This window comes from Exiguobacterium sp. SH4S7, from assembly GCF_004336795.1.
Classification (GTDB): domain Bacteria; phylum Bacillota; class Bacilli; order Exiguobacteriales; family Exiguobacteriaceae; genus Exiguobacterium; species Exiguobacterium aurantiacum_A.
The window spans coordinates 323,801-341,100 of sequence record NZ_SJUT01000002.1 but is presented as its reverse complement, the minus strand read 5'-3'; the positions used below and the strand labels follow the sequence as shown (position 1 = coordinate 341,100).

General features: G+C 54.6%; 14 protein-coding genes, 1 other RNA gene and 1 other annotated feature. Of the genes, 11 read left to right on the top strand and 4 right to left on the bottom strand.

Annotated elements, in window-relative coordinates; genetic code table 11:
* The first annotated feature begins 11 nt into the window (after positions 1 to 11).
* The 6 genes from recJ to aspS all read left to right on the top strand — a co-directional run bounded on the left by recJ (position 12) and on the right by aspS (position 9,035).
* Positions 12 to 2,309, top strand: coding sequence for a single-stranded-DNA-specific exonuclease RecJ (recJ, locus tag EVJ29_RS05825; protein WP_131465453.1), 2,298 nt, complete (start codon positions 12 to 14; stop codon positions 2,307 to 2,309).
* Between the two features lies 1 nt (position 2,310).
* Positions 2,311 to 2,829, top strand: a complete 519-nt coding sequence (locus tag EVJ29_RS05820) for an adenine phosphoribosyltransferase (RefSeq protein ID WP_016508814.1) — start codon at positions 2,311 to 2,313, stop codon at positions 2,827 to 2,829.
* A gap of 187 nt (positions 2,830 to 3,016) precedes the next feature.
* Complete coding sequence (locus tag EVJ29_RS05815; protein ID WP_070327670.1) at positions 3,017 to 5,206, top strand: RelA/SpoT family protein; 2,190 nt, start codon at positions 3,017 to 3,019, stop codon at positions 5,204 to 5,206.
* 17 nt (positions 5,207 to 5,223) lie between these two features.
* A complete protein-coding gene (dtd, locus tag EVJ29_RS05810) occupies positions 5,224 to 5,667 on the top strand; it encodes a D-aminoacyl-tRNA deacylase (protein ID WP_070327669.1) in 444 nt (147 codons plus the stop codon).
* 38 nt (positions 5,668 to 5,705) lie between these two features.
* Positions 5,706 to 5,940: a binding site (T-box leader), on the top strand.
* A gap of 39 nt (positions 5,941 to 5,979) precedes the next feature.
* The gene (gene hisS / locus EVJ29_RS05805) at positions 5,980 to 7,260 is read left to right on the top strand and encodes a histidine--tRNA ligase (RefSeq protein WP_131504794.1); all 1,281 of its coding nucleotides are present in this window, start codon (positions 5,980 to 5,982) and stop codon (positions 7,258 to 7,260) included.
* Entirely contained in the window at positions 7,257 to 9,035 is a 1,779-nt protein-coding gene (gene aspS / locus EVJ29_RS05800) for an aspartate--tRNA ligase (protein ID WP_131465449.1), read from the top strand. Before hisS ends, aspS begins: the two co-directional genes overlap by 4 nt.
* Positions 9,036 to 9,068: 33 nt before the next feature.
* Here aspS and EVJ29_RS05795 read toward each other — a convergent pair whose 3' ends face one another.
* Together EVJ29_RS05795 and EVJ29_RS05790 are read right to left on the bottom strand one after the other, a co-directional pair.
* Positions 9,069 to 9,260, bottom strand: coding sequence for a hypothetical protein (locus tag EVJ29_RS05795; protein WP_070327666.1), 192 nt, complete (start codon positions 9,258 to 9,260; stop codon positions 9,069 to 9,071).
* On the bottom strand, positions 9,257 to 9,607 hold the full coding sequence (locus EVJ29_RS05790; protein ID WP_131465445.1) for an iron-sulfur cluster biosynthesis family protein: 351 nt from the start codon (positions 9,605 to 9,607) through the stop codon (positions 9,257 to 9,259). Before EVJ29_RS05790 ends, EVJ29_RS05795 begins: the two co-directional genes overlap by 4 nt.
* 118 nt (positions 9,608 to 9,725) lie before the next feature.
* Between EVJ29_RS05790 and EVJ29_RS05785 the strand changes: the two genes are divergently transcribed.
* Both EVJ29_RS05785 and EVJ29_RS05780 read left to right on the top strand, forming a co-directional pair.
* Positions 9,726 to 11,438, top strand: a complete 1,713-nt coding sequence (locus EVJ29_RS05785; protein ID WP_131465443.1) for an ABC transporter ATP-binding protein — start codon at positions 9,726 to 9,728, stop codon at positions 11,436 to 11,438.
* A gap of 98 nt (positions 11,439 to 11,536) precedes the next feature.
* Positions 11,537 to 12,571: a zinc-binding dehydrogenase gene (locus EVJ29_RS05780; RefSeq protein ID WP_131504793.1), complete on the top strand. Its 1,035-nt coding sequence runs from the start codon at positions 11,537 to 11,539 to the stop codon at positions 12,569 to 12,571.
* Between the two features lie 49 nt (positions 12,572 to 12,620).
* Here the strand turns inward: EVJ29_RS05780 and EVJ29_RS05775 are convergent, their stop codons facing one another.
* Positions 12,621 to 13,268, bottom strand: a complete 648-nt coding sequence (locus EVJ29_RS05775) for a YczE/YyaS/YitT family protein (protein ID WP_070327662.1) — start codon at positions 13,266 to 13,268, stop codon at positions 12,621 to 12,623.
* A 344-nt stretch (positions 13,269 to 13,612) separates the two neighbouring features.
* Between EVJ29_RS05775 and EVJ29_RS05770 the strand changes: the two genes are divergently transcribed.
* The 3 genes from EVJ29_RS05770 to EVJ29_RS05760 all read left to right on the top strand — a co-directional run bounded on the left by EVJ29_RS05770 (position 13,613) and on the right by EVJ29_RS05760 (position 15,952).
* Positions 13,613 to 14,827, top strand: coding sequence for a DASH family cryptochrome (locus tag EVJ29_RS05770; RefSeq protein ID WP_131504792.1), 1,215 nt, complete (start codon positions 13,613 to 13,615; stop codon positions 14,825 to 14,827).
* 75 nt (positions 14,828 to 14,902) lie between these two features.
* A non-coding RNA gene (gene ssrS, locus EVJ29_RS05765) (6S RNA) lies at positions 14,903 to 15,089 on the top strand.
* A 95-nt stretch (positions 15,090 to 15,184) separates the two neighbouring features.
* Positions 15,185 to 15,952, top strand: coding sequence for a tRNA threonylcarbamoyladenosine dehydratase (locus EVJ29_RS05760; protein WP_131465437.1), 768 nt, complete (start codon positions 15,185 to 15,187; stop codon positions 15,950 to 15,952).
* A 25-nt stretch (positions 15,953 to 15,977) separates the two neighbouring features.
* Here the strand turns inward: EVJ29_RS05760 and EVJ29_RS05755 are convergent, their stop codons facing one another.
* On the bottom strand, positions 15,978 to 17,285 hold the full coding sequence (locus EVJ29_RS05755; protein ID WP_131457337.1) for a replication-associated recombination protein A: 1,308 nt from the start codon (positions 17,283 to 17,285) through the stop codon (positions 15,978 to 15,980).
* Positions 17,286 to 17,300 lie beyond the last annotated feature (15 nt).

The following is a 17,300-nucleotide window of genomic DNA, read 5'->3' as shown; positions in this document are numbered from 1 at the left end:
GAGTGAAGGATATGTATCATGCAAAGAAACGGTGGGTGTATCCGGAGACGGATGCGGCCGCGATCGAACAACTACAGACAGAACTAAATATATCGGAACAACTCGCGACGTTGCTCACGCAACGGGGCCATCGAGAGCCTGACGCAGCGAAGGCGTTCCTCCAGATCGAGGACGAACTCGAGTTTCACGACCCGAACTTGTTCGAGCAGATGCCGAAAGTCGTCGAGCGCTTGAAGCGAGCGGCTGACGAAGGCGAGATGGTGCTCATCTACGGGGATTACGACGTCGATGGGGTCAGTGCCTCGGCCGTCATGTGGCATGCGTTGACTGAGATCGGGGTCATGGCCGAGTGCTATATCCCGAACCGGTTCACGGAAGGCTACGGGCCGAACAAAGAAGCGTTCAGTTGGGCGGCAAGTGAAGGGTTCACGCTCGTCATCACGGTCGACTGCGGGATCTCGGGGATCGAAGAAGCGGCGCTGTTGAAAGAACTGAACGTCGACTTGATCATCACCGACCACCACGAGCCGAAAGCGACGCTACCTGACGCGTTTGCGATCATTCATCCACACATCGATCCGTCGTATCCATACGACAAGCTCGCCGGAGCCGGAGTCGCCCTTAAAGTGGCACACGCCGTGCTCGGGCGGATGCCTGACGAGCTGCTCGACTTGGCTGTCCTCGGGACGATCGCCGATCTCGTCCCGCTCGACGGAGAAAACCGTCTGCTCGCGAAGCTGGGTCTCAAGGCGCTCGATGAATCGAAGCGGCCCGGGATTTTAGCGCTGCGCGAAGTGTGTGCCTTGACGGACAGCATGCTCAACGAAGAGTCGGTCGGGTTCGCGTTCGGTCCCCGCATCAATGCGGCCGGACGACTTGACTCGGCGATGCCAGCCCTCCAGATGCTGCTCGCCGAAAGTGTCGAAGAAGCACTCGTCTTAGCGAATCAACTCGATAAACAAAACAAAGAGCGTCAAGACATCGTCAAGACGATCGCAAAAGAAGCGACTGAACTCGTCGAAGCATCGATGACAGACGACCGTGTCCTCGTCGTCGCGAGCGAACGTTGGAATCCGGGTGTCGTCGGAATCGTCGCCTCACGTCTCGTCGAGGCGTACTATCGACCGGTCATCCTGCTCTGCCACGATCCGAAGACGGGGAAAGCAAAGGGTTCGGGCCGCTCAATCGATGGTTTTGACTTATTTAAAGAGCTTTCTAAAAACGAAGATATTCTCCCGCACTTCGGGGGACACCCGGCAGCGGCCGGGATGACGCTCATGTCAGAGAATGTGGCGGAGCTGAGACGACGCTTGAACGAGCAAGCGGAATCGATTCCGGACGAGACGTTCGTCGCCCGCGTGAACGTCGATTTGAAGCTCGACGTCAGCGACGTATCGCTCGACTTGATTGCGGAGATTGGCAAGCTCGCCCCGTTTGGGATGGGCAACCCGTCACCGCGGGTCGTCGTCGCGGACGCGAAACTGCGCGATATTCGTCAAATCGGGCGCGACAACACGCACCTTAAAGTCCAACTTGCTGGAGACAAGCGCGAACTCGACGGCATCGGCTTCGGGTTCGGTCACGTCGTCTCGGAAATCTCGAAGATGGCACTCGTTTCGGTCATGGGGAGTCTCCAAGTGAACGAATGGAACGGGATGCGCAAGCCGCAACTCATGATTCAAGACATCCGTGTCGATGGGTTCCAAGTGTTCGATTATCGAGGCAAGAAAAACTCGATTGATGAATTGAGACAGCTTCCGAGTGACGCGACATCGTACGTGTCGTTCAGAGGCGAGTCGAACGAGTTTTCACTCCACGATTTTAAAACGCCGGTCAAACGGTTCGTCGTCTTGCTCGATTTACCGGACGACGAGACGGCGCTGTCCGACCTGCTCAACGAAGACGTCGAGCGCGTCTATTGCGCGTTCGGCCAAGCGGGAAATTCGTTTTTCGAGAAATTGCCGAGCCGGGAAGATTTCCGAACGTATTACGTCCATATGGCCACGTGCGAACGGAAACACCTGCGTGAAAACTTGATTCGTTTGTCAATTGAACGAAAATGGACAAAAAATACGATTCAATTTATGCATCAAGTATTCTCTGAACTCGAATTTCTTGTTACAATGGAAGACGGACTGCCTGGAGTGAATCCAGAAGCACCGAAACGTGATTTGACCGAAGCGCCTTGTTACAAACGTCGCGTCGGACGAGAACAACTCGAAGAACGTTTCGTCTATGCGTCGTTGGCAGAGCTGAAAGAGCGGTTACAATCATTGCGATCGAACAAGATGCAGGAGGCTTACACATAAAATGGATTTCAAACAGCATATTAAAGAAGTAGCGGATTACCCGAAAGAAGGGATCAGCTTTAAAGACATCACGTCGCTCATGCAAGACGGACCTGCCTATAAGAAAGCGGTCGACGAATTGATCGTCTACGCGCAGGAACGTGGCGCTGAACTCATCGCCGGACCAGAAGCACGCGGATTCGTCGTCGGATGCCCGGCGGCTTACGCCCTCGAACTCGGCTTCGTCCCGGTACGTAAAGAAGGCAAGTTACCGCGCGAAACGGTTCGCGTATCGTACGGTCTTGAATACGGCACGGACATTTTGACGATGCACAAAGATTCAATCAAGCCAGGTCAGCAAGTCGTCATCCTCGACGATTTACTGGCGACGGGTGGCACAATCGAAGCGACGATCAAAATGATCGAACAACTCGGTGGTGTCGTTGCTGGAATCGGGTTCTTGATTGAACTCGACGGCCTCGGTGGACGCGAACGTCTCGAAGGATACGACGTGTTCTCACTCATCCGCTACGAAGACTGAGGAAACGGGAAGCTCATGCTTCCCGTTTTTTGAATAGTTTTTGAGGAAAACAACCTACAACCTTTGACAGTTCGTCAGATTTTTTTGATAATGGTAATAAAAAATAGAACAACTTGTACGCAAACTACTACCATGCTGCGACGAATCCGAGACGTTGGGAGCGGTAAGAAAAAGGGTGTCGAATGTTATGACCAAAAAACAAATCGTAAGTATTGAGGATCTTCTCGACGCGCTCGGGAAGTATATGGATGAGCATGATGTTGCCGAAGTGAAACGCGCTTACGAATACGCAAAACTTCATCATACCGGTCAGTTCAGACGTTCAGGTGAACCCTACATCCTGCACCCGGTGCAAGTGGCCGGTATTCTCGTCGACATCGGCTTAGATGCGACGACGATTGTCGGTGCCTTGTTGCACGACGTTGTCGAGGACACGGATGTCACGCTCAAAGAACTAACTGACGAATTTGGGGTTGAAGTCGCCATGCTTGTCGATGGTGTGACGAAGCTTGGGAAGATCAAGTATAAGTCGAAGAAAGAAGAACTCGCGGAGAATCACCGTAAGATGATCATCGCGATGGCTGAAGACGTGCGCGTCATCTTGATCAAACTCGCCGACCGCTTGCACAACATGCGGACGTTGCAGCATATGCCGAAAGAGAAGCAAGTCCAAAAAGCCGAGGAGACGCTTGAAATCTTTGCGCCGCTCGCGCACCGGATGGGGATCTCGACGATCAAGTGGGAGCTTGAAGATATTTCGTTACGCTATATCAACCCGCAGCAATACTATAAGATCGTCTCGATGATGAAACAGAAACGGACAGAGCGTGAAGCGCTCGTCTCATCGGTCATCACCGAAGTGAACGCCGTGCTCGATGAAGTGAGTATCGAAGCCGATGTCAACGGTCGACCGAAACATATATACTCGATTTACAATAAGATCGTGAAGCATAATAAAGAGTTCAATGAAATTTACGACTTGATGGCGGTCCGGATCATCGTTGATTCGATCCGTGATTGCTACGCTGTCCTCGGGATCATTCATACGCAGTACAAGCCGATGCCGGGTCGTTTCAAGGACTATATCGCCATGCCGAAACCGAACATGTATCAATCGCTTCACACGACGGTGATCGGACCGAAGGGTGAGCCGCTCGAGGTGCAGATCCGGACGAAGGACATGCACTTCATCGCCGAGTTCGGGATTGCCGCGCACTGGGCTTATAAAGAAGGCAAAAATGTCGCGACGAACGGGTTCGATGAAAAGATTGCCCATCTTCGTGAAATTTTAGAGTTGCAAAAAGATACGACCGACGCCGAAGAGTTCATGGAGTCGCTCAAAGTCGACTTCTTCAGCGACATGTTGTACGTCTTCACGCCAAAAGGTGACGTGTTCGAGTTGCCGAAAGGCTCGGTCCCAATCGACTATGCGTACCGCATCCATACCGAGATCGGTCATCGGATGACCGGTGCGAAAGTGAACGGACGCATGGTGCCGCTCGACCATAAACTTGAGACGGGTGACATCATTGAGATCATCACGTCGAAACATAGTTATGGACCGAGCAAGGACTGGCTCAAACTCGCCGTCTCGAGTCAGGCGAAGAATAAGATCCGCCAATGGTTCAAGCGCCAACAACGTGAAGAGAACGTCGAGAAAGGCAAAGAACTCGTCGACGTCGAGATCAAGAAGCTCGGCTTCGAACCGAAAGAAGTCATCGATGACCAGTCGATCAGCATCGTCGTCGAGAAGTTCAACTTCGGGAACGAAGAAGAGATGTACGCCGCCGTCGGCTATCACGGTATCACCGCGGCCCAAGTCGCGCACAAGTTGACGGAGAAGCAACGGAAAGAGCCGAAACTCGAACTGTCTGACGCGATCAACGAACTAAAAGTTAGCCAGTCACCGAAGAAGAAGACGGCCGAGGCCGGCGTCTCGGTCAAAGGGATTGACAATATGCTCATCCGGATGAGCAGGTGCTGTAACCCGGTGCCGGGCGACGAAATCGTCGGATATATCACTCGCGGTCGCGGCGTCTCGATCCACCGGAAAGACTGCTTGAACATCATCAACGAGCAACACCCGGAACGCCTCTTGACCGTCGAGTGGGAAGCGGGCCAGGCGAAAGAGAAGAACTACAACGTCGATATCGAGATCACCGGTTATGACCGGTCGGGACTGTTGAACGACGTGCTACAAGCCGTCTCAGCGACGAACACGAACATCATCGCCGTCAGCGGACGTGGGGACCAAAACAAACAAGCCCGCATCTCGATGACGATCTCGATTCCGAACGTGAACCATTTGCAAAAAGTCGTCGACCGGATCAAACAGATCTCGGACGTATACTCGGTCAGCCGAGTCATGATGACGTAACGAAAGGAAGATTTTAAGTGCGTGTATTGTTGCAACGAGTGAAGGAAGCATCTGTCAAAGTCGATGAACAGACGGTCGGACAAATCGACGCCGGCTATCTGCTCCTCGTCGGGGTGACCCATGAGGATACCGAGCAGGAAGTGAACTGGCTCGCCGATAAAGTGGCGGGGCTCCGTGTGTTCGAAGACGCGGAAGAGAAGATGAACTTGTCGATTCAAGACGTCGCCGGCAAAGTGTTGTCAGTGTCGCAGTTCACGCTGTATGGCGATACGTCGAAAGGCCGCCGTCCCGCGTTCACGCAGGCTGCGAAACCCGACATCGCCGAACGTCTTTACGAACAGTTCAACGACCGTTTGCGGACGCATGGACTCGTCGTCGAGACCGGAAAGTTCGGGGCGATGATGGACGTCGGGCTCGTAAATGACGGTCCGGTCACGCTCATGCTTGAAAAAAACGCTTGACAGAAGGCGCCAAAATTCGGCATCATGAACCATATAACCTAACACCTACGATAAAGAGAAGTACGGTCACCCCACCAGCAAAGAGAGCGATGCCGAGGCTGAAAGCATCGACTGGATGATGACCCGAACGACACTTTGGAGGTGCTTCCTTGAACGTTTAGTAGGGGAAGCCGTTTCATCGGGCGTTAACCGATTTCGAGTGGCAGAGTATCGATTTTGGCTCTGCAACGAGGGTGGTACCACGGGAAACTTTAACAGGCTCTCGTCCCTTTGCGGACGAGGGCCTTTTTGTATTCTAAGGAGGGAATTTTGATGAAAGCACCACGCGGTACACAAGACCTGCTCCCGGGCACGGTCGAGACGTGGCAGTATGTCGAAGACAAGTTACGCGACATTAGTGCCCGCTACAACTATAAAGAGATTCGCACACCGATTTTTGAAACGACGGACCTGTTCACACGCAGCGTCGGCGAAACGACGGACATCGTCCAAAAAGAGATGTTCACGCTCGTCAAAAAAGGCAAGGACGAGTACACGCTCCGTCCGGAAGGAACGGCCTCGGTCGTTCGCGCTTTCGTCACGAACAAACTGTTCGGCAGTCCCGATCAACCGACAAAGCTGTACTATATGGGACCGATGTTCCGTTACGAGCGTCCGCAAAAAGGCCGTTTCCGCCAGTTGCACCAGTACGGTGTCGAGGCGATCGGCAGCAGTGACCCGGCCGTCGACGCCGAAGTGATCAGCCTCGCCTACACGATCTACAAATCGTTCGGTCTACAAAAAATCAAAGTCGTCGTCAACTCGCTCGGTGACGCGGAAAGCCGCAACGCCCACCGCGAAGCGCTTATCCGTCACTTCGAGCCGGTCGCACACGAATTGTGCCAGGACTGTCAGACGCGCTTGCACCAAAACCCGCTCCGCGTCCTCGATTGTAAAGTCGATCGCGACCACCCGGCGATGAAGTCGGCACCGTCGATCCTCGACTTTTTGAACGAAGAGTCGAAAGCGTATTTCGACAAAGTGCTCGAGCACTTGGACGCGCTCGGTGTCGCATACGTTGTCGACCCGACACTCGTCCGTGGCCTCGATTACTACACGCACACGGCGTTTGAGATCATGTCGGAAGCAGAAGGTTTCGGCGCGATCACGACGCTTTGCGGCGGTGGACGCTATAACGGCCTCGTCCAAGATATCGGTGGACCGGATATGCCAGGTATCGGCTTCGGAATCGGGCTTGAACGGCTCATCCTCGCGCTCGAGAACGAGAACGTGCTCCCTGAGCTTTCGACCGGGCTTGATGTCTTTGTCGTCGCCCAAGGCGGAAAAGACGTCGAGACGACGGCGACGCGCCTGTTGCAACTCCTCCGCATGGAAGGGTTCAAAGCCGACCGCGATTACCTCGGACGTAAGTTCAAAGGTCAATTCAAACAAGCCGACCGCTTAAATGCGGCATTCACCGTCATCCTCGGAGACGATGAAGTCGAACGCGGCTCGGCCTCGCTCAAAGTCATGGCAACTGGAGAACAAGTCGACGTGCCACTCTCGGCCGTCGCAGACAAAATTCGTGAACTATCGAAAGGAGCAGGACAATGATCGGACGCACACATATGAACGGCCGCGTGACAGAGTCACTGATCGGCCAAGAAGTACAATTGAAAGGTTGGGTTCAAAAACGACGCGACCTCGGAGGCCTCATCTTCATCGACCTTCGTGACCGCACAGGCATCGTCCAAGTCGTCGTGCGCCCTGAGAACGAAGCGGTGCACAAGCTCGCGGAATCAATCCGTAGCGAGTACGTCTTAGACATCAAAGGGACCGTCCTCGAACGTGAAAACAAAAACCCGAACATGCCGACAGGGAACATCGAAGTCATCGCTTCAGAGATCAACATCTTGAACGCGGCGAAGATGACACCGATCCCAATCGGCGACGAAGCGGAAAATGTCTCAGAAGACCTTCGCCTCAAATACCGTTACCTCGACCTGCGTCGTCCGGCACTCCAAGAGACGTTCCGTCTCCGCTCGAAGGCGTCGAACACGATCCGTAACTTCTTGACAGAAGAAGAGTTCCTCGAAGTCGAGACGCCGATCTTGACGAAGTCGACACCGGAAGGCGCCCGTGACTATCTCGTCCCGAGCCGTGTCCACGGTGGCGAGTTCTACGCGCTCCCACAATCACCGCAGCTGTTCAAACAGTTGCTCATGGTCGCTGGGTTCGACCGTTACTTCCAAATCGCCCGCTGTTTCCGTGACGAAGACCTCCGGGCCGACCGTCAACCGGAATTCACACAAGTCGACATCGAGACGAGCTTCATGGACGTCGAAGACTTGATGGCGATGATGGAAGCGATGATGGGGCAAGTGATGGAAGCGACGCTCGGTCGCACAGACACACCGTCCAAGTTCGAGCGGATGACGCACGAGGAAGCGATGCGTCGCTTCGGTTCGGATAAGCCGGACACACGTTTCGGTCTCGAACTCATCGACGTCGCCGACGCCGTCACAGGCGCAGGCTTCAAAGTGTTCGATATGGCGCTCGAGTCGAACGGACACGTCAAAGCGATCAACGTCAAAGGCGAGGCCGACAAGTTCTCGCGTAAAGACATCGACAAACTTCAAGAGTTCACGGCCGTCTACGGCGCGAAAGGCCTCGCTTGGCTTAAAGTGACGGCTGAAGGCTTGAACGGACCGATCGCGAAGTTCTTCGACGAGACGTACGCACAGAAGTTGATTGAAGCGACGAACGCGGAAGCGGGCGATCTTCTCTTGTTCGTGGCGGCAAAACCAACTGTCGTCGCCGACAGCCTCGGCGCCCTTCGTGTCAAGCTCGGTCATGAGCTCGGACTCATCGACGAGTCGAAGTTCAACTTCCTTTGGGTGACGGACTTCCCGCTCGTCACGTTCGAAGAAGAAGACGGCCGCTTCTACGCCAACCACCACCCGTTCACGATGCCAAACCGTGACGACCTCCATCTTCTCGAGACGGACCCAGCAAGCGTGCGCGCGCTCGCGTATGACCTCGTCTTGAACGGCTATGAGCTCGGTGGCGGATCGCAGCGTATTTATGAGCGTGACATTCAAGAGCGCATGTTCAAACTGCTCGGCTTCACGGTCGAAGAGTCGGTTGCCCAGTTCGGCTTCTTGCTTGAGGCCTTCGAATACGGCACACCGCCGCACGCGGGTATCGCGCTCGGTCTCGACCGTCTCGTCATGATCCTCGCGGGTCGTTCGAACCTTCGTGACACGATCGCCTTCCCGAAAACGGCGTCGGCGAGCTGTCTGTTGACGCAAGCACCAAGCCCGGTCGCGGACGCGCAACTCGAAGAGTTGTCAATCCGGACAGCGGTGAAAGAGAAGAAACAAGGATAAACGAAAGGAGGTTCGCCGCGGCGAACCTCCTTTTTAGTCATTCTGCTGTTCCATCTTCTTTGCGGTCCGTTGAAGCGCGAACCCGAACGCGAACAGCGATGCGATCACGGCCGTCATCGTATAGACGGAGTCCGTGAAAGCGAGATAGATGCCGAACAAACCGAGGCCGAAGCTGAGGAGGAACCAAAGCATCAACTTCGGGTGCTCCTGGAGCGCTTGTTTCATGCGCTCGGCACGTTCAGCTGGCAACCGGTCCCGTCGGTCACGAGCAGGTTCGAGTTGAACACTTGACCGTTGCTCTTCAAGACGAGCGACCGTTTATCGTCGCGGTAGTCGATGATCATGTCTTCATCTAGGAAGACTTTCGTCCAGTTCTTGATGAGGATTGGCCCGACGTTCGAGTCGATCTCGACGTCTTCTGGCGTCGTCTCGGTCACGTAGCGGATCTCGAAGATGCCGCTATTGCCGCAACCGCAGCCTTCCGTCTCATAAAACAAATGCATCTGTCCGTCACGGTCGCCTTTTAAGGCGTTAATGCGCTCTCTCGCGCGGTCTGTAATCTGTACGTTCATTGTTATCACTCCTTACGTCCATTATACATCGTCTGAAAAAAGATTGAAAAAGACGTGCTTCCCATTTTCCACTTCCTGCAAAAAAGCGTAAACTATTTGTTTAGAAGGGGGAAAGGAAATGATCTCACGTTTTTTTAGTTATTACCGTCCACATAAGAAGTTATTCATCCTTGATTTCACGTTCGCCATCCTTGTCGGCCTGCTCGAGCTCGGCTTCCCGCTCGCTGTGAAATGGTTCATCGACGTTCTGTTACCAGGCGGCGAGTGGAATTGGATTATTATCATCAGTATCGGCCTGCTTATTCTGTACATACTCGCCATGATGATGCAGTACGTCGTCAACTATTGGGGGCACAAGCTCGGGATCAATATCGAGACCGACATGCGCGAAGAACTGTTCACGCACATCCATAAGCAATCGTTCCGCTTCTTCGACAACCATAAGACCGGTCACTTGATGAGCCGGGTCACGAACGACTTGTTCGACATCGGCGAAGTGGCACACCACGGCCCGGAAGACTTCTTCATCGCCATCATGACGTTGCTCGGCGCGTTCGGGATCATGTTCTCGATCAATCCGCAACTTGCGCTCGTGACGGTCATCGCCGTTCCGTTCCTCGTCATCATGATCACGTACGCCAATAAAAACATGAACAAGGCGTGGCAAAAGATGTACGGCAACATCAGTGAAGTGAACGCCCGCGTCGAAGATAGCGTCTCTGGCGCGCGTGTCGTCCAGTCGTTCACGAACGAGACGTTCGAGATCAACCGGTTCCAACAAGACAACAACTTCTATCGCGGTTCGAAGATCGAAGCGTATCGGGTCATGAGTAAGTCGCTCGCCGGGATCTATATCACGACACGGCTCATGACATTGCTCGTCCTCGTCTACGGGGCGTACTTGACGTATGAAAACGAATTGACATACGGTGAGCTCGTCGGTTTCATCTTGTATATGAACTTGCTCATCAAACCGGTCGAGAAGATCACGGCGCTCCTCGAGATGTATCCGAAAGGGATGGCCGGCTTCAAACGGTTCACAGAACTGATCGATGAGGCACCGGACATCGAGAACCGTCCGGACGCGGTCGAGGTCAGTTCACTGAAAGGGAACATCGCTTTCCACGATGTCTCGTTCGGCTACTCGGACTACCGAGAAGTGTTGACGCATATCGACCTCGACATCACGACCGGGTCGACGGTCGCCCTCGTCGGGACGAGCGGTGCCGGCAAGACGACGATCTGTTCGCTCATCCCACGCTTTTATGACGTGACGGGTGGGGCCATCACGATCGACGGGATCGACATCCGTGACATGACGAAAGAGAGTCTGCGTCGCCAGATCGGGATCGTGCAGCAGGACGTGTTCTTGTTCGCCGGGACGCTCCGCGAGAACATCGCCTACGGTAAGCTCGAGGCGAGCGACGCGGAAGTCATGCACGCGGTCGAGAAGGCACATTTGAACTCGCTCGTCGACGAACTCGAGCACGGGCTCGACACACAGATCGGAGAGCGGGGACTGAAACTGTCGGGCGGACAGAAACAACGGATCGCCATCGCCCGCATGTTCTTAAAGAACCCGCCGATCTTAATATTAGATGAAGCGACGTCCGCCCTCGACACCGAGACGGAAGCGATTATCCAAGAGTCGCTTACGGAACTCGCGGCCGACCGGACGACGCTCATCATCGCTCACCGTCTTGCGACCGTGAAGAATGCCGACCGCATCCTCGTCGTCACCGCCGACGGCATCGTCGAGGACGGGACACACGACGAGTTGAGTGCCAAAGGCGGCGTCTTCGCCGGGCTGCTCAGACGGCAGCAGCTATAACTAGTCGGACAGCCACCAGTGATTCAAGTCTTGGTGGCTGTTTTGCGTAAAATGGGTATAAACAAGCATCAGTGTGTGTGTGAGGAGGAAATGAATTGATGAAAGCAGTTCAAGTTATCGGATACGGTGACGTCGATCAATTACAGGTCGTCGACGTCCCGGTCCCGACACCAAAAGACGACGAGGTGCTCGTTCGCGTACAGGCGTGCGGCATCAACAATACGGAGATATGGATGCGAGAAGGGGCGTACGGGACGGATCAAGAGTCGGGCTGGCGTCCGGAGGGAGTCCAGTTTCCCCGGATTCCAGGATCAGATATTACCGGAGAAATTGTCGGGGTCGGGAATCAAGTGGATGAAGGGGTGATCGGCCGGCGTGTCGTCTTGTTTCCGTTCACGTCGAGTGGGGCTGACGGTGCGGAGCATATCGCTCCCGACATGTCGTTCATCGGCTCGGAATATGACGGCGGTTATGCGGAATATGTCGTCTGGCCGGCCGAGCTTTGTTATGACATGCCGCTCGACAGTTTCGTCGACAGCGCCGTCTTCTCGGTGAGCGGGTTGACGGCTTGGCACATGAACGAGCAAATTCAAATCCGTCCTGGTGAGACGGTCGTCGTCACCGGTGCGAGCGGCGGTGTCGGCTCGTTGAACGTGCAGATTGCAGCGCACGTGTTCGGAGCGAACGTCATCGCCATCATCGGCGATTTGAAAGACGCACCGAAACTGAAAGCGCTCGGGGCGAGCCACGTCGTTTCCTATCGGTCGAAGACGCTCGCGGACGAGATTTTAGCAGCGAACGGTGGACCGGTCGATGCCGTGCTCGACGTCGTCGGGGATGCGTTGTTCGCAACGTCGCTCGATGTATTGAAGAACGGCGGTAAGTTTTGCATATCCGGATCGGCCGGGGGACAACGGACCGATCTCGATTTCCGTACGCTCTATTTGAAGCACATTACGATGTATGGATCGGTGCTCGGGACACGAGCGGAATTCAAAGCGATGCTCCAAGCGATTTCGAGCGGTCAAATCAAGCCGGTCGTCGACCGCACATTCCCGTTAGAAGAGGCCCGGGCGGCGCAAACGTATTTCAAACAGCAAGGCAAGGTCGGTAAGATCGTCCTCGTCCCGTAACAGCAAAAAGAGGAAATCAGACCCTTGAGTCCGATTTCCTCTCTTAAATTCAGGCGATATCGGCTTTTGCCCGGTCGATGACCGAGACGAGCCGGCGGAACTGTTCGAGCCAAAACTGGAAGAACGGACCAATCAAGAAAATCGACAGCACCGTCCCGAAAAAGACGGGACCGCCGAGCACCCAGCCGATCAAGCAAGCCGAAAGCTCCATCCACGTCCGCATCATGCGGACCGATGTATTGAAACGGTCGGCCAAGGCGAGCGTCAGTCCGTCACGCGGGCCGGCGCCGTAACCGATGGCGACATACAGCCCGGCGCCCATGCCAATGACGAAGATGCCGAGAACGAGCCAGGCGATATTGAGTGCGGTTCCGTCGAGCGTCGGCAACAAGTGGTGGTCAAGGATCAAGTTCATGAACACACCGACGAAGACGGCGTTGACGAGCGTCCCGAACTGGGGTCGGATGCGGTCCAATATGTATTTGCATAAGACGAGCAACAGGCCGACGAGGAGAATGATCGTCCCGACCGAGATCGGCGTGTGCCGGGCGAGCCCGAGATGGAGCACGTCCCACGTCGAGACGCCGAGGTCGGCCGTGATCATCATCGACGACCCGAGGGCGAGCAGGAACAAACCGCCCATGAACAACGCCCACTTCAAACTGATTCGTAAAGACTGTATCCATACCGCCTGCATACTGGTCGCCTCGATTCCCTGAAATGTTCCATCATCATATCATAATTGGTTTCAAGGCAAGAAAAAAACGCCTCAGCTTGGCTGAGACGTCATTGATTATTTTTTAGGTGTTTCTGCTTTTTTTGCTTTGTTCTTTTTATAATAATTGTAGACGAACGGAGCGACCGCCGTCGCGACTTTGATGAGTGTACCAAATTTTCCTTTTCTAGCCATGTTGTTGCACCCCTTTCTCTTCTCTAAAGAGTTATATTCCACACGTTGCGGAAATGAAAACATATTTCGAACAGGTTCGACACGATTGATGGCACATGCATCACGCATAATAGAGCCAGGAGGCGAAGGATATGAAGACGATTATTTGGTATCAGAACGATTTACGGATCGATGACCATCGGCCGCTCGAAGAGGCGCAGAAACATGATGAAGCGATCGAGGGGCATTACTTTATAAGGGAAGACGAGCTGAACGAAAATCAGTTCGGCGTCATCCCGCTCGGGGACAGACGGCTTCAATTTTTAAAAGAGTCGCTAGAAGACTTGGCCGGATCGCTCGATGCGCTCGGGATTCCGCTCTACGTGCATGTCGGTCACCCGCTTGACATCCTCGACCCGACAGACCGGCTGTTGTTTCAACGCTCGATCGGATTGAACGAACGCTTGCTTGAAAAAGACGTCATCGCACGTTGGCAAGGGGAGTGGCAATCGTTCGACGGATTCACGCTGTACCCACGCACCGAAATCCCGTTTAAAAAAATGCCGTTTTTGTTCACCGAGTTCCGAAAAGCGGTCGAGGACGATGCCCGTCCTGAACAGCTGATCGAGCGGACGAGCTCAGGTCAGTCGCGTCCGCTCCCGTTTCCTGTCCCGTTCGAGCGTCCGACGCTTGACGCCCGGTCCGCTTTTCCGTTTCAAGGCGGCGAGACGTCGGGGCGGAAACGTCTGAGCGAGTATTTGGCAGGCCCCGTCCGCACGTATAAAGAGACGCGGAACGGCTTTGGGGTCGACGACTCATCCAAGTTGTCGGCTTTTCTTGCCAACGGGTCGCTCTCGCCGCGGCGTGTGCTCCATGAACTAGAGCTTCATGAACGACAGCACGGGGCGAACGAGTCGACATATTGGCTCTATTTTGAACTGTTGTGGCGCGAGTTTTTCCAATGGGTCGCGCTCGAGCAAGGGAAGCGGTTGTTCCGTCGCCAAGGGATACGTTCGAAGGACAAGGCGTGGAAAGTGGACGAGGATGTGATTCATCGGTGGCAGCAAGGCGAGACGGGCGTCGCGTTCGTCGATGCGTTCATGCACGAGTTGAACGCGACGGGATGGATGTCGAACCGGGGCCGGCAAATCGTCGCGAGCTATTTCGCCAAAGAGCTCGGACAAGATTGGCGCTACGGTGCGGCCTACTTCGAAGCGATGCTCATCGACTACGACGTCGCCAGCAATTATGGCAATTGGGCGTATCAGGCCGGTGTCGGCAACGATTCACGCGACCGGCGTTTCAACGTCTCACGCCAACAAGATACGTATGACCCGACGCGTGCGTTTCGTGACACGTGGATGTGACGAAACCGTCACCGGAAATCGAGGTTTCTGATTGACTTCTTTTTACATGGGATGCTATAGTAAGGGCATCAGATGGGATACCTGAGGTGTTCGAGAGCCGCCTTCGTTATTTTGAGCCAACACTTTGAATACGGGAGATCGAACTGCTAGCCGGATCAACTGCCTCATCACGTGCAGGAGGACTTGTGAAGGGGACGCTAGATCACCCACCTGCTTAAGCAGGTTCAAAAGCAGGGCATCGTCACGGCACTCCGGGCCCCATCGATTTTATTGTAAAAACGTCGCTAGACGTCTTTTTTTTGATTATAATTCCGAGTAAAATAGTGTGAAAAAATAGTATTAATTTGGAGGAAGATTATGTTACACCAGTTTTCACGTAATGAGTTGGCCATCGGTCAAGAAGGTATTGAAACGTTGAAAGGGAAGACGGTCGCCATTCTTGGTGTCGGCGGTGTCGGCTCGTTCGCAGCCGAAGCACTTGCCCGAAGCGGTGTCGGTCGGATCGTGCTCGTCGATAAGGACGATATCGACATCACGAACGTCAATCGTCAAATCCACGCGCTCTTGTCGACAGTCGGACAACCGAAAGTCGAGGCGATGGGGGCACGTCTGCTCGACATCAACCCGGACGTCGAACTCGTCCAGTTGAAGATGTTTTATACCGAAGAGACGTTTGAAGAGTTTTTCGCTCAAAACATCGATTTCGTCATCGACGCGTCAGATACGATCATCTATAAAATCCATTTGATCGTCGAGTGTAAACGTCGTGGTATCCCGGTCATTTCAAGCATGGGGATGGCCAACAAGATGGACCCGACCCGGATTCAAGTCATCGACATTAAAGACACGTCATACGATCCGATCGCGAAGATGGTGCGGACGCGTTTGCGTAAACATAACATCTATAAAGGCGTGCCGGTCGTGTTCTCGGACGAGTCACCGATCGTGACGCGCGAGGACGTGAACGAGGTCGTCGGTAAGAAAGACGCCCCGATCCGTAAAGCGAAGATGCCACCGAGCTCGAACGCGTTCGTGCCGTCGGTCGCAGGACTCGTCGCCGCCGGGTACGTCGTCAATCAAATGCTCGAGACGGCTGGTGTCGAGATCAATCGCATCCAGAACTAAGAAAACGACGCCGACTCTGGAAGAGTCAGCGTCGTTTTTCCCAATAGTCGAGCCGTTTTTGGAGTTGTTGCTCGAAGCCACGGCTCGTCGGTGTATAATATTTAGGACGTTTCCGGGCCAAATTTTCCGGCCAGTAGTTTTGCGGGACGTACCCGTCTTTCTCGTCGTGTGGATATTTGTAGCCGGCGCCATTACCGAGCTCGCGTGCCCCAGGGCTATGCGCGTCGCGGAGATGGACCGGGACGGGACCACCTTCGACCGTCCGGACGTGATGGATCGCCTTGTCGATCGCGGTGATGACGGCGTTCGACTTCGGTGCCGTCGCGAGATAGAGGACGGCCTCGGCCATCGGGATGCGCGCTTCCGGGAACCCGATATGTTCGCTCGCCCGTGCGGCTGCGTCGACGATGACGAGCGCGTTCGGGTCACTCAGACCGATATCTTCGGCCGCGTGAACGTACAGCCGGCGCATGATAAAGCGCGGCGATTCGCCCGCCTCGATCATGACGGCGAGCCAGTACAGGGCGGCGTCCGGGTCCGAGCCGCGGATCGACTTGATGAACGCCGAGATGACGTCATAGTGTCGGTCGCCCGTCTTATCGTATTTGATGGCTTTTTGTTGGATCGACTCTTCGGCGACGTCGAGCGTGATTTGAATCTTGCCGTCGACTTCCGGCGTCGTCAAGACGGCCAGTTCGAGCGCGTTCAATAAGACACGGTAGTCACCGTCCGCCATTTTGATATAATGGTCAACAGCCGCGTCTTCGATTTCAACCGGGTAGTTGCCGAGCCCTTTCTTGTCGGCGAGCGCACGCTCAAGCACGACCCGGAGCTCGTCTTGTCCAGGCGGCTCGAGCCGAAACACGGTCGCGCGCGACAATAGCGCCGCATTGACCTCGAAACTTGGATTTTCGGTCGTCGCCCCGATCAAGACGAGCTTGCCGGCCTCTAGCGCCGGGAGCAACGCATCTTGTTGCAGTTTATTGAAACGATGGATCTCGTCTAAAAATAAAATCGTCCGCTCTTGCTCGAAATCAAACCGAGATTCGGCTGCACGGATGACGCTCCGAAGCTCATCTAGTTTTGCCGTGACGGCGTTCAATTGAACAAACGTCGCTTTCGTATAGTTTGAAATGACGCGAGCGAGCGTCGTCTTGCCAGTGCCGGGCGGACCATAAAGAATAATGGTGCCGAGCCGGTCGGCTTCGATGGCGCGGCGCAACAGCTTGCCTTCACCGATGATGTGGCGTTGACCGATGACTTCGTCTAACGTCTCCGGGCGCATCCGGTTGGCGAGCGGCCCGCTATTCGATTGTTGAAATAAATCACTCATACGTACACGTTCCTT